Genomic DNA, 16,325 nt, shown 5'->3' on the forward strand with positions numbered 1-16,325 from the left:
CCCTTTCAAAACCTTAAAAAATAATGGCCAATCTCGCGCTTGCGACTTTGGCATATGGAACGACATGCTGTTTTTTGCCCACGGAGATGAGCATTTCCCCGTTCTCGAACGAGAGCAGCCGGCCTTCGAATTCCTTGAGTCCGTCGATCGGCTCGTAAGTCGTGACGAACACGTCCTTGCCGACCGCTTTGGCCACTTCTTCTGCTTTTTTAAGCGGCCGTTCCGCACCCGGAGAAGATACCTCCAAAAAATAAGCGCCGGTAATAGGATCGTTCTCGTCCAGCTTGGCGCTTAAGAACTCGCTGACGCTTCCGCAATCATCGATGTCGATTCCGCCTTCCTTATCCACGAATACTCGCAAAAAATAATTGGAGCCTTCCTTCACGTATTCCACGTCCACCAGTTCGAATCCATTGTCGTCAAGGTAGGGTTTCAGCATCTCTTCCACCATACCTTTAATTTTGGGTGTGCTCAAATAAAACTAACCTCCACGAACTTGTCTTTTGCTATATACCAAAGATAAAGAGTGGGTTTCCCCACTCTTTACACAACGGACTTATCTCATTATTTCCAAAAAAATTATACCATAGCATGGGAGTACTGACAAGTGTCGGCCCTTGACTGCCATTAACCCTCCCAGGACGGAGGCAATGGAGAAGCGTTTCTTTTACGATATTCATCAGGTGTAAAACCGTATTTTGCTTTAGATATCCGATAAAAATATTTCTCGTCCCTATATCCGACCTTGCCGGCAATCCGACAGATATTTCGTAAAGGAAACGCCAAGACGGCTTTTGAAAATGATGCTCAAGTAATTAGGACTGAAAAACAGCAGGTTGGCTGCATGCTCCAGAGAGATATCCTCGCTGAAGTGTGTTTCGATATAACCCAAGCATTTATCAGTCACCTCGGCGTGCTTGTTACCCCGGCTGTTTTGCACAATGGCCAAGAACTCTCTCAGGATTCCCAAGACTTCCCTCGGCAGTTTGCAAGACGCGGTGGTACGCCTCTTCGCCGAGAAATCCCTGAACTGCCGGAGCGATATGAAACACTAGCTGAACCAAGGATTTAATCCATTGCTCCCGGTAAGGTAGTCCATTCTCGAGGAACCGGCGGAAAAGATCATCCGTATGTTTTAGCAATAAATCGGCTTTATCCGTTCTGATGTATTCTCTGAACTGCTGTCCAACGATTGATTGCCCATCCGCACAAGTCCCAGCGAAGTTTCACTGGCATTCTTTAGAATCACATCGGAGCTTTTTACCGTATACCCCACTGCCATAACCGTCAGAGACAAAAAAGTCATGGCAATGAAGGAGAGCGTCAGCCTTGTTCGTAGGCTCATATGAAAGAGAAATGCTTTAACTCTCCGCACAAGACCGACCTCCGAAATCGATATAGCTTGCTGATAACAGAGGTCTCAAGACCTCAGAACAAGGATAACTGATTGCTCTCCGGCAGTCCCCGGAAGCAGCCGAGCCCGGTAAGCAGCTCGACGATTGTTTTGCTGGCCTTGGATTTCTGCTGAAAATCCTCGATGGACAAAAACTCTCCGGCGTCTTTGGCCGCCGCGATATTCTTCGCAGCATTCTCGCCAATGCCAGCCATCGCGGAGAAAGGAGGAATAAGGCTGTCTCCGTCGACGGTAAACTTGGTGGCGTCGGAGCGGTACAGATCAATGCTCTTGAACGTGAAGCCCCTGGCCGTCATTTCGAGCGCCATTTCGAGGATCGGCAGCATCGCCTTTTCCTTCGGCAGCGCCTGGAAGCCTTTCGCCTCAATCTCAACAATCTGCCGGAGAATGGCGTCGTACCCCTGGCAGCACAGTTCGATGTCGAAATCCTCCGCACGGACCGAGAAATACGTCGCGTAGTAATAAATCGGATAATACAGTTTGAAGTACGCGGTGCGCACGGCGGAGATAACATAAGCCGCGGCGTGCGCCTTCGGGAACATGTACTGGATTTTGAGGCAGGAATCAATGTACCAAGCAGGCACCTTGCATTTCTTCATTTCCTCAATCCACTCCGGACTCAGACCCTTGCCTTTCCGCACGCTTTCGGTAATCTTAAACGCAAGTCCGGCGTCCATGCCCGCTTTGTAGATCAGATAGAGCATAATATCATCGCGGCAGCCGATTACCGTCTTGATATTGCAGGTATTGTTCTTGATGAGATCCTGAGCGTTTCCGAGCCATACGCCCGTTCCGTGGGACAGTCCGGAAATCTGCAGCAGGTCGGCAAAGCTTGACGGCTTTGATTCGATAAGCATTTGACGAACGAATTTCGTCCCCATTTCTGGGACCCCGTAGGTGGCGACAGGCGTCCGGATTTTCTCCGGCGACACGCCGAGCGATTCGGTGGAGTTGAACATGCTCATCACCTTCGGATCGTTCATCGGAATACTCGTCGGATCGACACCGGTCAGATCCTGCAGCATCCGCATCATGGTCGGATCGTCATGGCCCAGAATATCGAGCTTGAGAAGGTTGGCGTCAAAGGCGTGATAGTCAAAATGCGTCGTCTTCCATTCGGAATTCACATCATCGGCCGGATACTGTACCGGTGTAATGTCTTCAACCTCGATGTAATCCGGTACGACGACTATGCCGCCGGGATGCTGCCCTGTGTTCCGCTTGACGCCGGTACAGCCGGCCGCCAGACGGCCTAGCTCGGCCCCGCGCCAGCGCTTGTGATGGTCTTCTTCGTATTTCTTGGTGAAGCCGAAGGCTGTCTTCTCCGCGACGGTACCGATGGTGCCCGCCCGGAAGACGCTTTTTTCACCGAACAGCACCTTTGTATAATTATGCGCATGCGGCTGATATTCCCCGGAAAAGTTAAGGTCGATATCGGGCACCTTGTCGCCCTTGAAGCCGAGAAACGTCTCGAACGGAATGTCCTGGCCTTCGCCTTTCAGCTTCCCGCTACAGTTCGGGCATGTCTTATCCGGTAAGTCGAATCCGCTCGGCACGCTGCCGTCGAGGAACCACTCGCTGTGGCGGCATTCCGAATTGAGGCAAATGTAATGTGCCGGGAGCGGGTTAACCTCGGAGATGCCGAGGAAGGTCGCAACAACAGAAGAGCCTACCGAACCCCGGGAGCCGACGAGGTACCCGTCCTGGTTCGATTTTTTAACCAGCCGCTCGGAAATCAGGTAGTTGGCGGAGAAGCCGTACTTAATGATCGGCTCCAGTTCTTTTTCAAGGCGGGCAACAACCACTTCGGGCAAATCCTCCCCATAAATGGATCTTGCCGTCGAGTAGCAGGTTTCACGAATTTCCTCGTCCGCTCCGTCGATGATCGGCGTGAACAGCTTGTCGGGGAACAGCTCGAACGACTCAAAGCGCTCGGCCAGCTCCACCGTATTGGTGACAACGACTTCCATCGCTTTATCCTCGCCCAGAAAATCAAATTCCTGCAGCATTTCTTCCGTTGTCCTGAAGTGGGCGTCCGGCTTGCGCTGATCCTTCAGCGGACTAAATCCCGTAATGCCGTGGATCGTAATATCGCGAAACAGCTTGTAACGGGGCTCCAGATAATGCACGTTGCCAGTCGCGATTACCGGCTTATTGAGTTTCTCCCCGATCTCGCAGATCCGGCGGACAACGTCGCGCAGCTCATCTGGGCTTGCCACGAAGCCTTTGTCCACAAGATGCATGTACATGGTCAGCGGCTGGATTTCCAGCACGTCGTAGAACTGGGCGACCTCCATCGCTTCCTCGGCCGTTTTGTTCAATACGGCTTCGAAGAACTCTCCCCGCTCACAGCCGGAAATAACCAGCAATCCGTCCCGCATGGTCTCCAGCTTGGACTTTGGAATGCAGGGCACCCGCTTGAAATAATCGGTGTGAGATAAGGATACCAGCTTGTACAGGTTCTTCTTTCCGGTCATATTCAGGGCGTAAATACAGCAGTGAAACGGACGCGTATTGGACAGATCTTTGCCGACCTCGTCATTCAGACGGTCCAGCATCGTCAGCCCTTTCAGCTTCTCAGCATCGGCCAAAAGTCCGTTCAGGACTCCACCCAACGCCACCGTATCGTCAACCGCCCGGTGATGGCTTTCCAGCAAAACTTTATATTTGTCAGCCAGCGTATTGAGCCGGTGATTTTTCATATTCGGATGCAGCAGCCGCGCCAGTTCCAACGTATCAAGCGAAGGATTAGGCAGAAGCGGCAGCCCAAACTTGGCCAGCGATGCCTGGATAAACCCCATATCGAACCGAGCGTTATGCGCAACGAGAACACTGTCCCCGATAAAAGCAACAAATTCATGCAGCACAGGCTCAAGATCGGGGGCATCCTTTACCATATCGTCAGTAATATTGGTCAGCTGCTGAATATGGTAAGGGATTTTTTCATGCGGGTTGACAAAAGTGGTGTATCTGTCGATTTCCTGACCGCCCTGCATTTTGACGGCGGCAAGCTCGGTGATATTGTTGCGCGTAATGGACAGGCCGGTGGTCTCGATATCAAAAACGACATAGGTTGCAGTTCTAAGCTCCAGCGGCTGAGGATTCTCCACTACATTAACCGCATCGTTTACCACATTCGCTTCTACGCCGTACAGCATTTTGATGCCGTTCTTCTTCGCCGCCTTGGCGGCATCGGGATAGCACTGCACACCGCCGTGGTCGGTGACGGCAATCGCCGGATGTCCCCACTTGGCTGCGGTCTTGACATAATCGCCGATCGGCGTTACCGCGTCCATCGTACTCATGGTGCTGTGAAGATGAAACTCTACCCGCTTCTGCGGCGCATTGTCCTTGCGGGCCGGCGGAGCCGACACCTCGGACAGGTCCGATGGAATCATCACCAGTTCCGGGGTCTGCATGAAACGGTCGTACTCTACACGTCCGCGCGCTTTTACCCATTTACCGTTCGCCAACTGGCTCATTACTTTCAGATCATCTTTCGTTTTGGAAAACATCTTCATTTGCAGTGAATCCGTAAAGTCGGTCAAACTGAACGTGAACAGCGTGCTTCCGTTGCGCAGCTCCTTGCGGTCAAGTCCGAAAATCGTCCCTTGGATCGCTATTCTTTTCTCTTCATCCTGGATCTCCACAATCGGCACGGGTTGATCCTTGATATCATATCCGACTTGAAGAGGGACGGTTTCCTCCCCGCCGCTGTCCTCGGAGGAAACCTCCGACTCTATAGCCGTCATCATCTGCTCGATAATTTCCCGCTGCTCCTGCTGGAGCTTCTGCTGGAATTCCTCGAAAGCCTCGACCTTGTTTTCTTTCTCCGCAATCTGCACTTTTACGCGCAGGGAAAGACCAAAATACGTATCGTAAAACCGGATGATCGCCCCATCGATGCCTTTTTTCCGGGCCAGCTCCAGTGACATTTGATCACTCATGTTCAGCATCAGCGTATCGTCCTGAAGCGTCTGTTCCGAACGCGTCAGCCAACCGTTGACGGAAGGAATCTCCCGGTGAACCCACTCCAGGAACAGCCCCCAATATTCATGAAAAATATCACTTGGGGTGACCGGTTCCTCATAAAGAAACAAAAAGCTGACCTTAGCGATATGCTGAAGCCGCTCCCGCATTCTTAGACAAAAAGTCCGATAGGCCTGTGCCGGAACCAGGCTCTGCTTCGCAACGACAATCCGCCAGTCGCGGTTGCCACGGCTGATCTCCACCCGGTCGATATAGCCATCCAAAAAATAGGGATCAATCAAAGCAGGCGGAATCTCTCCCTGCTTCATCAGCAGCTCGAACCGTTTTCTTCTCTCCTCGCTAAAAGCCATGCTTCCCCCACCTTTACATTCCCCGATAAAGCGAGGTCTTTGCTGTCATTCTTGTCATTCTATCGCTATGAATCTACCAAATAAACAAGCTTCCGGTGAGAAGAAACGGCGGGGCCGTCCTCTAAAGACGGTTCCCCGTCTCTCGTAGGCATACAGGCAAGAAATAGCGTGAGGCTAAACCCTACCTATATGTTCAAAAAGCGCCCGGGCTTTCCGCCCGCCGTCTCCTGATCGCCAGAAGCTTACATTCCTTTATCCAATGCTTATGAAAAATACTGTACAGCCTTAGTACGCTTTGGCGAACACGACCGTATGCTGTGCCGGTTTGCCGCAGCAGATACATGTCTTCTTCGTTTCGCCGGGTTCAAAAGGAATATTGCGGCTCGTTGCTCCCGTCTCTTCCTTCACTTGTGCTTCACACGCATCGTCGCCGCACCAGCCGGCCAGCGCAAAGCCGCGTTTCTCTTCCATTGCCGCTTTCATTTCATCCAGCGTCTCGACGGAATAGAAATGTTCCTCTCGGAACTTGAGCGCACGTTCGAACATTTCGTTATGAACCTGCAGCAGCATGGTCTCTACTTCTTCTACTAAGCGGTCCTGCTGAACGATTTTCTTCTCTCCGCTGATCCGGGAGACGAGCACGCAGACACCGTTCTCCATGTCACGAGGCCCAAGCTCCAGTCTGACCGGCACACCGCGCATTTCATATTCATTAAATTTCCAGCCTGGCGTTACATCGGAGCGGTCATCAACGCGCACTCGGATGCCTGCCGATTTCAATTCCTTAAACAGCTCGTCCGTCCGGGCAATGACCGCTTCCCGCGTCTTCGGAGGACCAATTGGAATCATAATCACCTGCGTCGGCGCCACTTTAGGCGGCAGGGCGAGACCGCGGTCATCACCGTGCACCATAATCATCGAACCGATCATACGCGTGCTTGTCCCCCACGAAGTCGTATGCACATATTCCAGATTGTTATCGCGACTGAGGTACTGAATCTCGAATGCCACAGCAAACTTGGTGCCGAGGTAATGGGAGGTTCCCGCCTGAACGGCGCGTCCATCCTTCATCATCGCCTCGATCGAGTACGTATCCACCGCTCCGGCAAAGCGCTCGGAAGGCGTCTTCTGTCCGGTAATGACCGGAATCGCCAAATAGCCTTCTACAAAATCGCGGTAGATTTCAAGCATCTGCATCGTTTCTTCACGCGCTTCAGCCTCGTTCTCATGCGCTGTATGTCCTTCCTGCCACAAGAATTCGCTTGTGCGGATGAAGGGCAGCGTCCGCTTTTCCCAACGGACGACGTTCGCCCACTGATTAATGAGAACCGGCAGGTCACGGTATGACTGAATCCACTTGGAATACATATGTCCAATCATCGTTTCGGAGGTCGGCCGGATAGCCAGCCGCTCTTCCAGCTTATCGCCGCCAGCTTCCGTTACCCACGGCAGCTCCGGGTTGAAGCCCTCGACATGCTCTTTCTCCTTTTGGAAAAAGCTTTCCGGGATAAACAATGGGAAATAGGCGTTGCGATGCCCCGTTTCCTTGAATCGGCGGTTCATCTCTTCCTGGATGTGCTCCCAAATTTCGAAGCCGTCCGGCTTGAACACGATGCAGCCGCGCACCGGGGAGTAATCCATCAGATCGGCTTTCTTGATGACATCGATATACCAACGCGAGAAATCTTCGCCCTGCGGCGTTATTTCCGTAACAAACTGCTTATCTTTTGACATATAATGGAGTTCCTCCCGTAAATGGGCCCGGGCGGCAGCGGATTGCCGCATAGGGCCTAAACAAAATTAACCGCTAATCAGGCGCAAAATATCGTTATAGGTAACGGCGATCATCAGCAGAAACAGCATCGCGAAGCCGACGAAATGAACCATGCCTTCCCGGTTGGGATCAACCGGTTTGCCGCGCAGCGCCTCCACGCCAAGGAACACGAGCCGGCTTCCATCAAGCGCCGGTATCGGGAGCAAATTGAAGATGCCGAGATACAGGCTGAGTATGGCCGTCCAGTGGGTCAAGTACACGATACCCTGCTGGGCAATTTGGCCGGTCAGCTTGAAGGTGCCGACGGGCCCGCTGAGATCGTCCATATTAAACTGGTTAATAATCTGTTTGAATCCGATGAAAATCTGTTCTGTCGTGGTGACCATCATTTTGCCCGAAAGGCTGAGTGTTTCGCCTATTGTTGCATGACGGGTCGGAAGCTCCGGTGTAATCCCAACTTTGCCGCCCTCCTGCCCTTCCATGCCGCGAGGCGTCATCGTTACATTGATCAACTGATCGTCGCGTTTAATGGTCCATTCCATTGCTTTTCCTTCGGATGCGGAAGTCAGGCTGATCATCTTCTTATAATCCGCCCCTATGTTCTCGCCATTAATCGAATAGACGATATCGCCTTTCTGAAGTCCCGCAGTTTCCGCAGGCATGCCCTCAGAGACCTCGCCGATCAGCACATAGGATGGGTTCTCTACCGCAACGCCGGCCATCTGAATGAAAACGCCGAAAAGGATGAAGGCCAGCAGAAAGTTCATTACGGGTCCTGCCACAATAGCAAGCGCACGCTGTCCGACGGTTTTGCTGCCGAACTGCCGATTTTTAGGAGCGATCTGAATTTGCTGGCTGCCCTTGACTATCATGGCTTGAGGATGTACGGAATAGGTCGTAACTTCCCCATCCACATCCAGCTTAATCTGAAGATCGTTCTCAAGGTCCGCATGCTGCGCCTCGCCGCGGATGACGTTTCTGCGAGTATCCAGCTGGTCGAGATAAATGTTCTTCACGACATTGCCGCTGCCTATCCGCACCGCTATGGTCTGCCCGGCTGCAATTTCGATTACTTCGGGATCTTCTCCGGCCATCCGCGCGTATCCTCCGAACGGAAGCAAGCGGAGTGTAAACTGGGTTTCATTGCGTTTATAGGAAAACAGTTTCGGACCGAAACCGATAGCAAATTCTCTTACAAGAATCCCGGCGCGTTTGGCAAAATAATAATGTCCCCATTCATGTACCGTAACCAGTACGAAGAACATAAGCACCGTCAAAAAAACGACTTGAACCATTTCCAAGTTTGGCAGCCCCCTTTAGGTGTAAGACCGAAGTATGTCCTCTTAATTTATCATTATTCTCCGATCCGGCACAAGAGAATCAGCCCTTCAAACCAATTTTTCCGGTTATTGGCGGCTCTTGCCTTTGATTTTAAGCATCTTACAGGCTTTGCGCCAGTGTGCGTGCCGCACGGTCGCAATCCTCGATCTGCTCCAGGCTCGGATGGCTCTCGGCCGTATGACGTTCGAGAACTTCCTCCAATATCTCTTCAATCCGCACAAAAGGGATATCGCGCCGCAAAAAACGGGCGACGGCAACTTCGTTCGCTGCATTGAAGGCAGTTGTCGCCGTCCCGCCGATCTTGCCGCATTCAATGGCAAGTCTTAACGCAGGATAGCGCGCAAAATCCATTTCGCGGAATGTCAGCTGTCCTGCCTGCGCAAGCGACAACCGCTGCGCCGGCGAATGCCACCGCTGAGGATAGGTTAACGCATATTGAATCGGTACCCGCATATCGGGATTGCCGAGCTGGGCGATGATGCTGCTGTCGCGAAACTCTACAAAAGAGTGAATTATGCTCTCCGGGTGAAGCAATACGCCTATTTGTTCGTAAGGCAGACCGAACAGCCAATGGGCCTCGATAACTTCCAGCCCTTTATTGACCATCGTAGCAGAGTCGATTGTAATCTTCGCGCCCATCGCCCAATTGGGATGGCGTAGCGCGTCTTCGACCGTTACGTTTCGAAGCTGCTCCCTGGTCAAATCCCGAAAGGAGCCGCCCGAAGCGGTTAAGTTAATTGAAGCGATATCCTCAATACTCTCTCCATTCAGGCATTGAAAGATTGCCGAATGCTCGCTGTCGATTGGCAGCAAATTGACCCCTTTGCGACGGGCCAGCTCTGTGACAAGATGTCCTGCCGTCACAAGCGTTTCCTTGTTGGCCAGTCCGATGTCCCTTCCCGCCTCGATGGCGGCAAGCGTTGAGCGCAGACCGACGCTGCCCATAACTGCGGTCACTACATAATCGGCATCTCCACCGGCCGCTATCTGTACAAGTCCCTCATCCCCGCTGAACAGCTCAACCCCGGCGGGAAGCTGCGGCCGAATGTCGTCGGCAAGCTCCTTGCTGGCAACCGATACCCGCCGCGGTCTGAAGCGGCGGACCTGCTCCAGCAGAAGCGCCGTGTTGCTGCCCGCAGCGAGACCGTCAATTTCAAAGCTGTCCGGATGCATGGCCGCAACGTCGAGCGTTTGCGTCCCGATTGAACCGGTGGAGCCGAGAATGCTGATCTTTTTCAAGCGACACATACCTTCCTTCAAGTTAGTGATAGGGAATCAGCATCAATATATGTACGAACGGGAACACGATAATCCAGCTGTCGCATCGGTCTAGAATGCCTCCGTGACCGGGCAGCAGCGATCCCGAATCCTTGATGCCGTATGTCCTTTTATAAGCGGATTGAACAAGGTCCCCAAGCTGCCCCACAACGGCGGTGGCGAGACCGATAATCATCGCCCGCCCGAAAGTCAGCAAGTCGGGGGAAATTAAAGCAAACACAAAAGCAATTGCCATTGCGATGATCACACCGCCCACTGCGCCTTCGACCGTCTTATTGGGGCTGATTGCCGGCCACAGCTTTGCCTTCCCCCAAGCTCTGCCTACAAAGTAAGCTCCGGCATCACTGCCCCAAATGCAGCAAAGGAGCAAGAAGGTCCAGAACAGCCCATGGCCATCCGGCGCGGAGCGGGAAACCGCCATATAGGAAAATCCGGTTCCTATGTATAAAGCGCCGATGAACAGCAGCGCGGTTATGCGAATATCCAATTTATTCTTGGTAAAGACTGTAATGAAAAGGAACAGCAGCATCAAAAGCCATACCCCTTGCTGCCAGGACAAAGGCGCGGAAACGCCCAGCAAATCCCAGGGCATCATAAAGCAAAGCACTGCGGCATAACCTGCAATCACACTGCCGCCCGCAGGTGAACAGCCGATCATTTTGGCGAATTCATAGAAGCCGATCAAAGCCATAATGGTTAACAGAAGGTGAAACCACCAGCCGCCAAGCAGGCACAAACCTAAAAATAAAGCTCCGGCTGCCACTCCGGTTATCAGTCGCTGCTTCAAGCGTTCTCAACTCCTATCGGCTACTTAAGCCCGCCATAACGGCGGGTGCGCCGCTGGTACTCGGCTACGGCCTGAAGCAGATGCTCCTTGCCGAAATCCGGCCAGTAAATATCGGTAAACCAAAATTCGCTGTAGGCCAGTTGCCAGAGCATGAAGTTGCTGAGACGCATTTCTCCGCTCGTCCGGATGAGCAGATCCGGGTCGGGAAGGCCTCCGGAAAGCAGCCGGCTGTCGATCATCTCCGCCGTAATTTGTTCCGGTGACAAGCGTCCCTCCGCGATATCTTTTCCCAAACTGCGCATGCAGTCCTCAATTTCCTTGCGTCCTCCGTAATTCAGCGCGAAATTCAATATAAGTCCGGTATTATGCTTCGTGCGAAGCACCGCTTCTTCCATCGCTCTGCGGGTATGCGAAGGCAGCGCCTCGCTGTCTCCCATAACTCGCACACGGACGTTCTTCTCAATCAGTTCGTCCAACTCGATGGCCAAAAATTCTTGCGGCAAACGCATCAGAAAGTCGACTTCCTCTTTAGGCCGTGTCCAGTTTTCCGTCGAGAAGGCGTACATCGTCAAGTATTCAATCCCCAGCTCGTCGGCGGCAATCGCAGCCCGTTTAACTGCCTTCATGCCATTCTGATGACCGACTACGCGTGGTAATCCGAGCCGTTTGGCCCAGCGTCCGTTGCCGTCCATGATGATAGCCACATGCCGGGGAATATTGTCCGGTGAAATATCGACCGGCTGCTGCCGCTCTTCCCGGCCCAGCCAAGATTGAACCCGTTTGATCATTAACGATTCCTCCATGTTTCCTGCGAGAAAGAGACAAACCCCACCGTATGAGGAGGGGCCTTGATCTCTGCGCTATCTTTATACTTCCATGATCTCTTTTTCTTTGGCCAAAAGCACTTTGTCGACTTCGGCTACGAACTTATCCGTGGACTTCTGGATGTTATCCTGATGTCCGCGGGATTCGTCTTCCGAAATGCCGTTTTTCTCCAGCTTCTTAATCTCGTCGTTTGCGTCGCGGCGGATGTTGCGGATCGCCACCTTGGCTTCTTCACCAAACTTTTTCGTCAGCTTCACGAGCTCGCCGCGTCGTTCTTCCGTAAGCGCAGGAATCGTGAGGCGAATCGTGCTGCCGTCGTTGGCCGGCGTAAGTCCGAGATCGGATTTCATAATCGCCCGTTCAATATCGGCGAGCGAGGATTTATCCCACGGCTGGATAAGCAGTGTACGCGAATCCGGGGTGTTGATATTGGCAAGTTGGTTGACCGGAGTCGGCGCTCCGTAATATTCAACTTGGATACGGTCGAGCAGCGAAGGCGTCGCGCGGCCCGCGCGCAGCGTTGACAAATCGCGTTTGAGCGACAAAATGGCTTTCTCCATGCGCTCTTCGGCATTCTTTTTAACCGATTGCGGCATTATTCTACACTCCCTTTAACAATCGTTCCGATACGCTCGCCCAGAACGACGCGTTTAATGTTGCCCTGTTCCGTAATGGCAAACACAATAAGCGGTATATTGTTATCCATGCAGAGAGAGGAGGCGGTGGAATCCATAACCCCGAGGTTCTTGTTCAGCACGTCCAGGTAAGTGAGCTGCTCATACTTCTCGGCGGTGCTGTCTTTGAACGGATCAGCGGAATAGACGCCATCGACTTTGTTCTTCGCCATCAGAATGACTTCCGCTTCGATTTCAGCCGCACGCAGAGCCGCAGTCGTGTCCGTGGAAAAGAACGGATTACCCGTACCTGCCGCGAAGATAACAACGCGTCCCTTTTCCAGATGGCGGATGGCCCGGCGGCGGATGTAAGGTTCTGCGATCTGCTGCATCGAGATCGAGGTCTGAACCCGAGTCGGCACGCCGCTCTGTTCCAGAGAGTCCTGCAAAGCCAGCGAGTTCATGACCGTAGCCAGCATGCCCATATAATCCGCAGTCGCCCGGTCGATGCCGCTTGCGCTGCCCGCGATGCCGCGCCAGATGTTGCCTCCACCGCATACGATGGCGACTTGGACGCCAAGCTCGACAACTTCCTTAACCTGCTCGGCAATAGAGCTAATCGTATCCGCATCGATACCGTAACCGTTTTGTCCCGCCAGCGATTCGCCGCTGACTTTCAAGACTACCCTTTTAAATACCGGCTGTTCCAAATTGAATTCCCTCACTTTGCAATGGTGCCTTAACGGGCCCCAGGTTAATCGTGCTTTCCTGCCGATGCACGGCGAGGATGAATCGGTGGTCAAGCGGTCTGATGCCGAACCTGCATCCCCAAAAGAATCACATTCGGCTTCTTCCGCTTGCAAAAGACGGAACACCATTTAACGTGTTCCGCTCTTGAAATCCCAGACTTATATTGGGTTCTTGGCCCTATGCCGCGAACGCTGATTATTGCTTCACTTGCGCCATTACTTCTTCTACGAAGTTGTCGACTTTCTTCTCAAGTCCTTCGCCCAGTTCGTAACGGACAAAGCGGCGGATGGAGATGTTCTCACCGATGGTGCTGATTTTTTCGTTGAGCAGATTGGAGATCGTCTTGTCGGGGTCTTTGATGAAGGATTGCTCAAGCAGTACATGCTCTTCATAGAACTTGTTGATGCGTCCTTCAACCATTTTATCAACGATTTTCTCAGGCTTGCCTTCGTTCAGCGCCTGTGCTTTCAGAATTTCCTTTTCCTTCTCGATTTCATCCGCAGGAACTTCTTCGCGGCGAACGAAACGCGGAGCGGCAGCGGCGATTTGCATAGCGATATCACGCGCGAACTCCTTGAATTGGTCGGTTTTACCGACAAAGTCGGTTTCGCAGTTAATTTCTACCAGAACACCGATACGGCCGCCGGCATGAATGTAAGATTCAACAACGCCCTCGGTCGCTGCGCGTCCAGCTTTGTTGGCTGCCGCGGAAAGGCCTTTTTCACGGAGAAGTTCTACTGCTTTGTTCAGGTCGCCGTTTGCTTCTTCCAGCGCTTTTTTGCAATCCAGCATGCCGGCGCCGGTTCTTTCACGAAGCTCTTTTACGGATTTTGCGTCTACTGCCATTGTTTAATCCCTCCAAATAAATTAAATAACCCACTAATTTAAAACGCCCCCACAAAGAGCAGCCATGGCCTTGGAACAATAGTCAGGTTCTTTGCGGGGACCCCGGAAACTTACACTCTCTTCTTTTGGTAAAAAAAGGGCAGTGAGAGGTTATCCACCTGCCAACCACCCTTTTCATTTTAATTTCATATCGTATGCAATCGGAGAGACTTAAGCAGACGTTGTGTCTTCGCCTTGGTGAGCTTCAACAACGGCGTCAGCCATTTTACCGGTCAGCAGCTTAACGGCGCGAATAGCGTCGTCATTGCCCGGAATAACGTAGTCGATTTCGTCCGGATCGCAGTTCGTGTCAACGATAGCGACAATCGGAATGCCCAATTTGCGTGCTTCGGCAACGGCGATGCGCTCTTTACGAGGATCGATGATGAACAGCGCGCTTGGCAGACCTTTCATGTTCTTGATGCCGCCCAGGAATTTTTCAAGACGATCTTTCTCTTTGCGGAGAAGGATAACTTCTTTCTTAGGCAGAACGGAGAACGTTCCGTCCTCTTCCCAAGCTTCCAGTTTTTTAAGACGGTCGATACGCTTTTGGATCGTTTGGAAGTTCGTCAGCGTGCCGCCGAGCCAACGTTGGTTGATGTAGTACATGCCCGAACGTTCAGCTTCTTCTTTCACAGAGTCTTGAGCTTGTTTTTTTGTACCCACGAACAGGATCGTACCATTGTCGCCTGCTACGCTTTTTACAAAGTTGTAAGCTTCTTCTACTTTCTTGACCGTCTTTTGCAGGTCAATAATGTAGATTCCGTTTCTTTCAGTGAAGATATAACGATCCATTTTCGGGTTCCAACGACGAGTCTGGTGACCGAAGTGTACCCCAGCTTCGAGAAGCTGCTTCATGGAGATTACTGCCATCTTCACACACCTCCTAGATTTGGTTTATTGTGTGTCCCTCCGCCGGAGTCATCTTGCAGCAAGACTTTCTTCAGAAGAAAGCACCGCTTGCTGTAATCAACCGGCGTGTGTTTTAACACCGTCAATTAATATATCATAAGACTACATGGGATGCAACGTCTGACGCACGATTTTTGTCATAAAACGCGATATTTCGGATTCAGCAGAAACCGGCGGTCATTCTTTTACCGTAATCAGTTCGTCGATGATCGATTCGTTGCTTTGCCCTGCTGTGAAGCGGTAAAGACCGTATTGAATCCGGGTCTGCACTTTGCGGCCGGTGCCTTCAATTAAAAAAAGGTTCTTATCCTGGATTACGCCGGCTTCGGCCAATAAATCTGCGACTTCGGTAAGCGTGACCCCGCTCGGAATTCGAACGACAATACTGGAGCTTGCCGGTGAGTCGGCTGCGGGTGCAGTCGGCGGAACGGCCGTGGCAGACTGCTCCTGTATCTCCGCCGCAGACGGCTGCGACGGCGAAGACGGTCCCGTAGGGGATACCGCCTTGCCCGGTGGCGATGCGGGCTGCTTATTTGCCCCAGGAGATCCCGAAGCAGCTGCGTCGCCATTGGCTGCACCCGCTGCATTTTGTTCCTGTGAGGAGGAATTTTGCTGTGCCAGCTTCTGCCACTCCTCGGCGGTCAGCAGCTTGTCCTCCGCCCCGCTTACCTTCAGGTTCAGCTTTGTGGCTTCTCTGATTATCTGCGCCTTCGTAGGCGTAGCCATCCCGGCCGAAATCATAAGCTGGAGAAGAAGCGCGCCGCCCGCAAGCCCGCATCCGAGTCCGATCATAAAGGAACGATTCTTGATCACACCGATTCCTCCTGTTTGGCGAGCTGCAGAATCAGTTGAATTTCTCCCCGCTGCATTCCGGTTTTCTTGGCTATAATGTCAATGGATTTCCCTTGGCTGTCCAGTTCGAACAGCTGCGGATAGCGAAGCTTGATCGTACTGACCGGTTTGGCCTTGATCTCAGCCTCAGGCTTGTCAATCCCATCTTCGGAGCCCTCTCCCCGCTTCGCGCTTTCTGCTGTGCCGGCGGTAATAGCCATTTGAAGAAGCCCGTTCTCATTTGCGGCAACACGGGTCTCAAGCTGCGATGTTCTATGCTGAAGCGCGTCAAGCTGTCCCTTCAATTCGCCAAGCTGCTCCTGAATAACGGCCTGATTGCTCTGAGACTGGGTCTTGATCGTACCGAGCAGCTCCAGCAGCTCTCGGTTCTCTCGTTCGACATCCGACATATACAGTTCAAGCGCCGCTTCCACCTCTTTCAGGCTCTGCTTGTCTCCGGGGCTGTCCTTGCCGCGGACGCGTGCCGGCATAAGCAGCGCATAGGCCAAAGCAATTCCGCCAAGCAGTACAATATACGCCCATGGTTGCACGTGTCCTGTCTCCTTTATTTCAT

16 protein-coding genes are annotated in these 16,325 nt (G+C 52.5%); all 16 read right to left on the reverse strand.

What is annotated here, in order from left to right:
• Nucleotides 1-13: 13 nt before the first annotated feature.
• Nucleotides 14-475 (reverse strand): ribosome maturation factor RimP, encoded by a 462-nt coding sequence (rimP, locus tag PUR_RS15475; protein ID WP_179036020.1) that lies wholly within the window; start codon nucleotides 473-475, stop codon nucleotides 14-16.
• Nucleotides 476-627: 152 nt separating this feature from the next.
• Nucleotides 628-786 carry an AraC family transcriptional regulator gene (locus PUR_RS26565; RefSeq protein WP_442953717.1) on the reverse strand — a complete coding sequence of 53 codons (159 nt, stop codon included), beginning with the start codon at nucleotides 784-786 and terminating at the stop codon, nucleotides 628-630.
• Complete coding sequence (locus PUR_RS26570) at nucleotides 734-940, reverse strand: AraC family transcriptional regulator (protein WP_442953841.1); 207 nt, start codon at nucleotides 938-940, stop codon at nucleotides 734-736. The genes PUR_RS26565 and PUR_RS26570 overlap by 53 nt, the downstream gene beginning before the upstream one ends.
• Before the next feature lie 195 nt (nucleotides 941-1,135).
• On the reverse strand, nucleotides 1,136-1,375 hold the full coding sequence (locus tag PUR_RS15480; RefSeq protein WP_232101525.1) for a hypothetical protein: 240 nt from the start codon (nucleotides 1,373-1,375) through the stop codon (nucleotides 1,136-1,138).
• A gap of 53 nt (nucleotides 1,376-1,428) precedes the next feature.
• Nucleotides 1,429-5,754, reverse strand: coding sequence for a PolC-type DNA polymerase III (locus PUR_RS15485; RefSeq protein WP_179036022.1), 4,326 nt, complete (start codon nucleotides 5,752-5,754; stop codon nucleotides 1,429-1,431).
• A gap of 285 nt (nucleotides 5,755-6,039) precedes the next feature.
• A complete protein-coding gene (gene proS / locus PUR_RS15490; protein ID WP_179036023.1) occupies nucleotides 6,040-7,488 on the reverse strand; it encodes a proline--tRNA ligase in 1,449 nt (482 codons plus the stop codon).
• Nucleotides 7,489-7,554: 66 nt separating this feature from the next.
• On the reverse strand, nucleotides 7,555-8,829 hold the full coding sequence (gene rseP / locus PUR_RS15495; protein WP_179036024.1) for an RIP metalloprotease RseP: 1,275 nt from the start codon (nucleotides 8,827-8,829) through the stop codon (nucleotides 7,555-7,557).
• Between the two features lie 139 nt (nucleotides 8,830-8,968).
• Nucleotides 8,969-10,108 (reverse strand): 1-deoxy-D-xylulose-5-phosphate reductoisomerase, encoded by a 1,140-nt coding sequence (locus PUR_RS15500; RefSeq protein ID WP_179036025.1) that lies wholly within the window; start codon nucleotides 10,106-10,108, stop codon nucleotides 8,969-8,971.
• 22 nt (nucleotides 10,109-10,130) lie between these two features.
• Nucleotides 10,131-10,934, reverse strand: a complete 804-nt coding sequence (locus PUR_RS15505; protein ID WP_179036026.1) for a phosphatidate cytidylyltransferase — start codon at nucleotides 10,932-10,934, stop codon at nucleotides 10,131-10,133.
• A gap of 20 nt (nucleotides 10,935-10,954) precedes the next feature.
• The gene (locus PUR_RS15510; protein WP_124693811.1) at nucleotides 10,955-11,722 is read right to left on the reverse strand and encodes an undecaprenyl pyrophosphate synthase; all 768 of its coding nucleotides are present in this window, start codon (nucleotides 11,720-11,722) and stop codon (nucleotides 10,955-10,957) included.
• A 78-nt stretch (nucleotides 11,723-11,800) separates the two neighbouring features.
• Nucleotides 11,801-12,355, reverse strand: a complete 555-nt coding sequence (gene frr, locus PUR_RS15515) for a ribosome recycling factor (RefSeq protein ID WP_179036027.1) — start codon at nucleotides 12,353-12,355, stop codon at nucleotides 11,801-11,803.
• Nucleotides 12,355-13,083, reverse strand: a complete 729-nt coding sequence (pyrH, locus tag PUR_RS15520; RefSeq protein ID WP_124693809.1) for a UMP kinase — start codon at nucleotides 13,081-13,083, stop codon at nucleotides 12,355-12,357. The genes frr and pyrH overlap by 1 nt, the downstream gene beginning before the upstream one ends.
• A gap of 235 nt (nucleotides 13,084-13,318) precedes the next feature.
• A complete protein-coding gene (tsf, locus tag PUR_RS15525; RefSeq protein ID WP_179036028.1) occupies nucleotides 13,319-13,969 on the reverse strand; it encodes a translation elongation factor Ts in 651 nt (216 codons plus the stop codon).
• Between the two features lie 210 nt (nucleotides 13,970-14,179).
• Nucleotides 14,180-14,881 carry a 30S ribosomal protein S2 gene (gene rpsB / locus PUR_RS15530; RefSeq protein ID WP_124693807.1) on the reverse strand — a complete coding sequence of 234 codons (702 nt, stop codon included), beginning with the start codon at nucleotides 14,879-14,881 and terminating at the stop codon, nucleotides 14,180-14,182.
• 216 nt (nucleotides 14,882-15,097) lie between these two features.
• Nucleotides 15,098-15,733, reverse strand: a complete 636-nt coding sequence (locus PUR_RS15535) for an endolytic transglycosylase MltG (protein WP_179036029.1) — start codon at nucleotides 15,731-15,733, stop codon at nucleotides 15,098-15,100.
• Nucleotides 15,730-16,302: a hypothetical protein gene (locus tag PUR_RS15540; protein WP_179036030.1), complete on the reverse strand. Its 573-nt coding sequence runs from the start codon at nucleotides 16,300-16,302 to the stop codon at nucleotides 15,730-15,732. The genes PUR_RS15535 and PUR_RS15540 overlap by 4 nt, the downstream gene beginning before the upstream one ends.
• Nucleotides 16,303-16,325 lie beyond the last annotated feature (23 nt).

Origin of the sequence: Paenibacillus sp. URB8-2 (assembly GCF_013393385.1) — a bacterium.
In the GTDB taxonomy this organism is placed as follows: domain Bacteria; phylum Bacillota; class Bacilli; order Paenibacillales; family Paenibacillaceae; genus Paenibacillus_AQ.

Bases quoted from the DNA above. Each gene is read 5' to 3' on its own strand.
- PUR_RS15485 (WP_179036022.1), bottom strand. From the start codon at position 5,754: ATGGCTTTTAGCGAGGAGAGAAGAAAACGGTTCGAGCTGCTGATGAAG.
- proS (WP_179036023.1), bottom strand. From the start codon at position 7,488: ATGTCAAAAGATAAGCAGTTTGTTACGGAAATAACGCCGCAGGGCGAA.
- PUR_RS15510 (WP_124693811.1), bottom strand. From the start codon at position 11,722: ATGATCAAACGGGTTCAATCTTGGCTGGGCCGGGAAGAGCGGCAGCAG.
- frr (WP_179036027.1), bottom strand. From the start codon at position 12,355: ATGCCGCAATCGGTTAAAAAGAATGCCGAAGAGCGCATGGAGAAAGCC.
- tsf (WP_179036028.1), bottom strand. From the start codon at position 13,969: ATGGCAGTAGACGCAAAATCCGTAAAAGAGCTTCGTGAAAGAACCGGC.
- rpsB (WP_124693807.1), bottom strand. From the start codon at position 14,881: ATGGCAGTAATCTCCATGAAGCAGCTTCTCGAAGCTGGGGTACACTTC.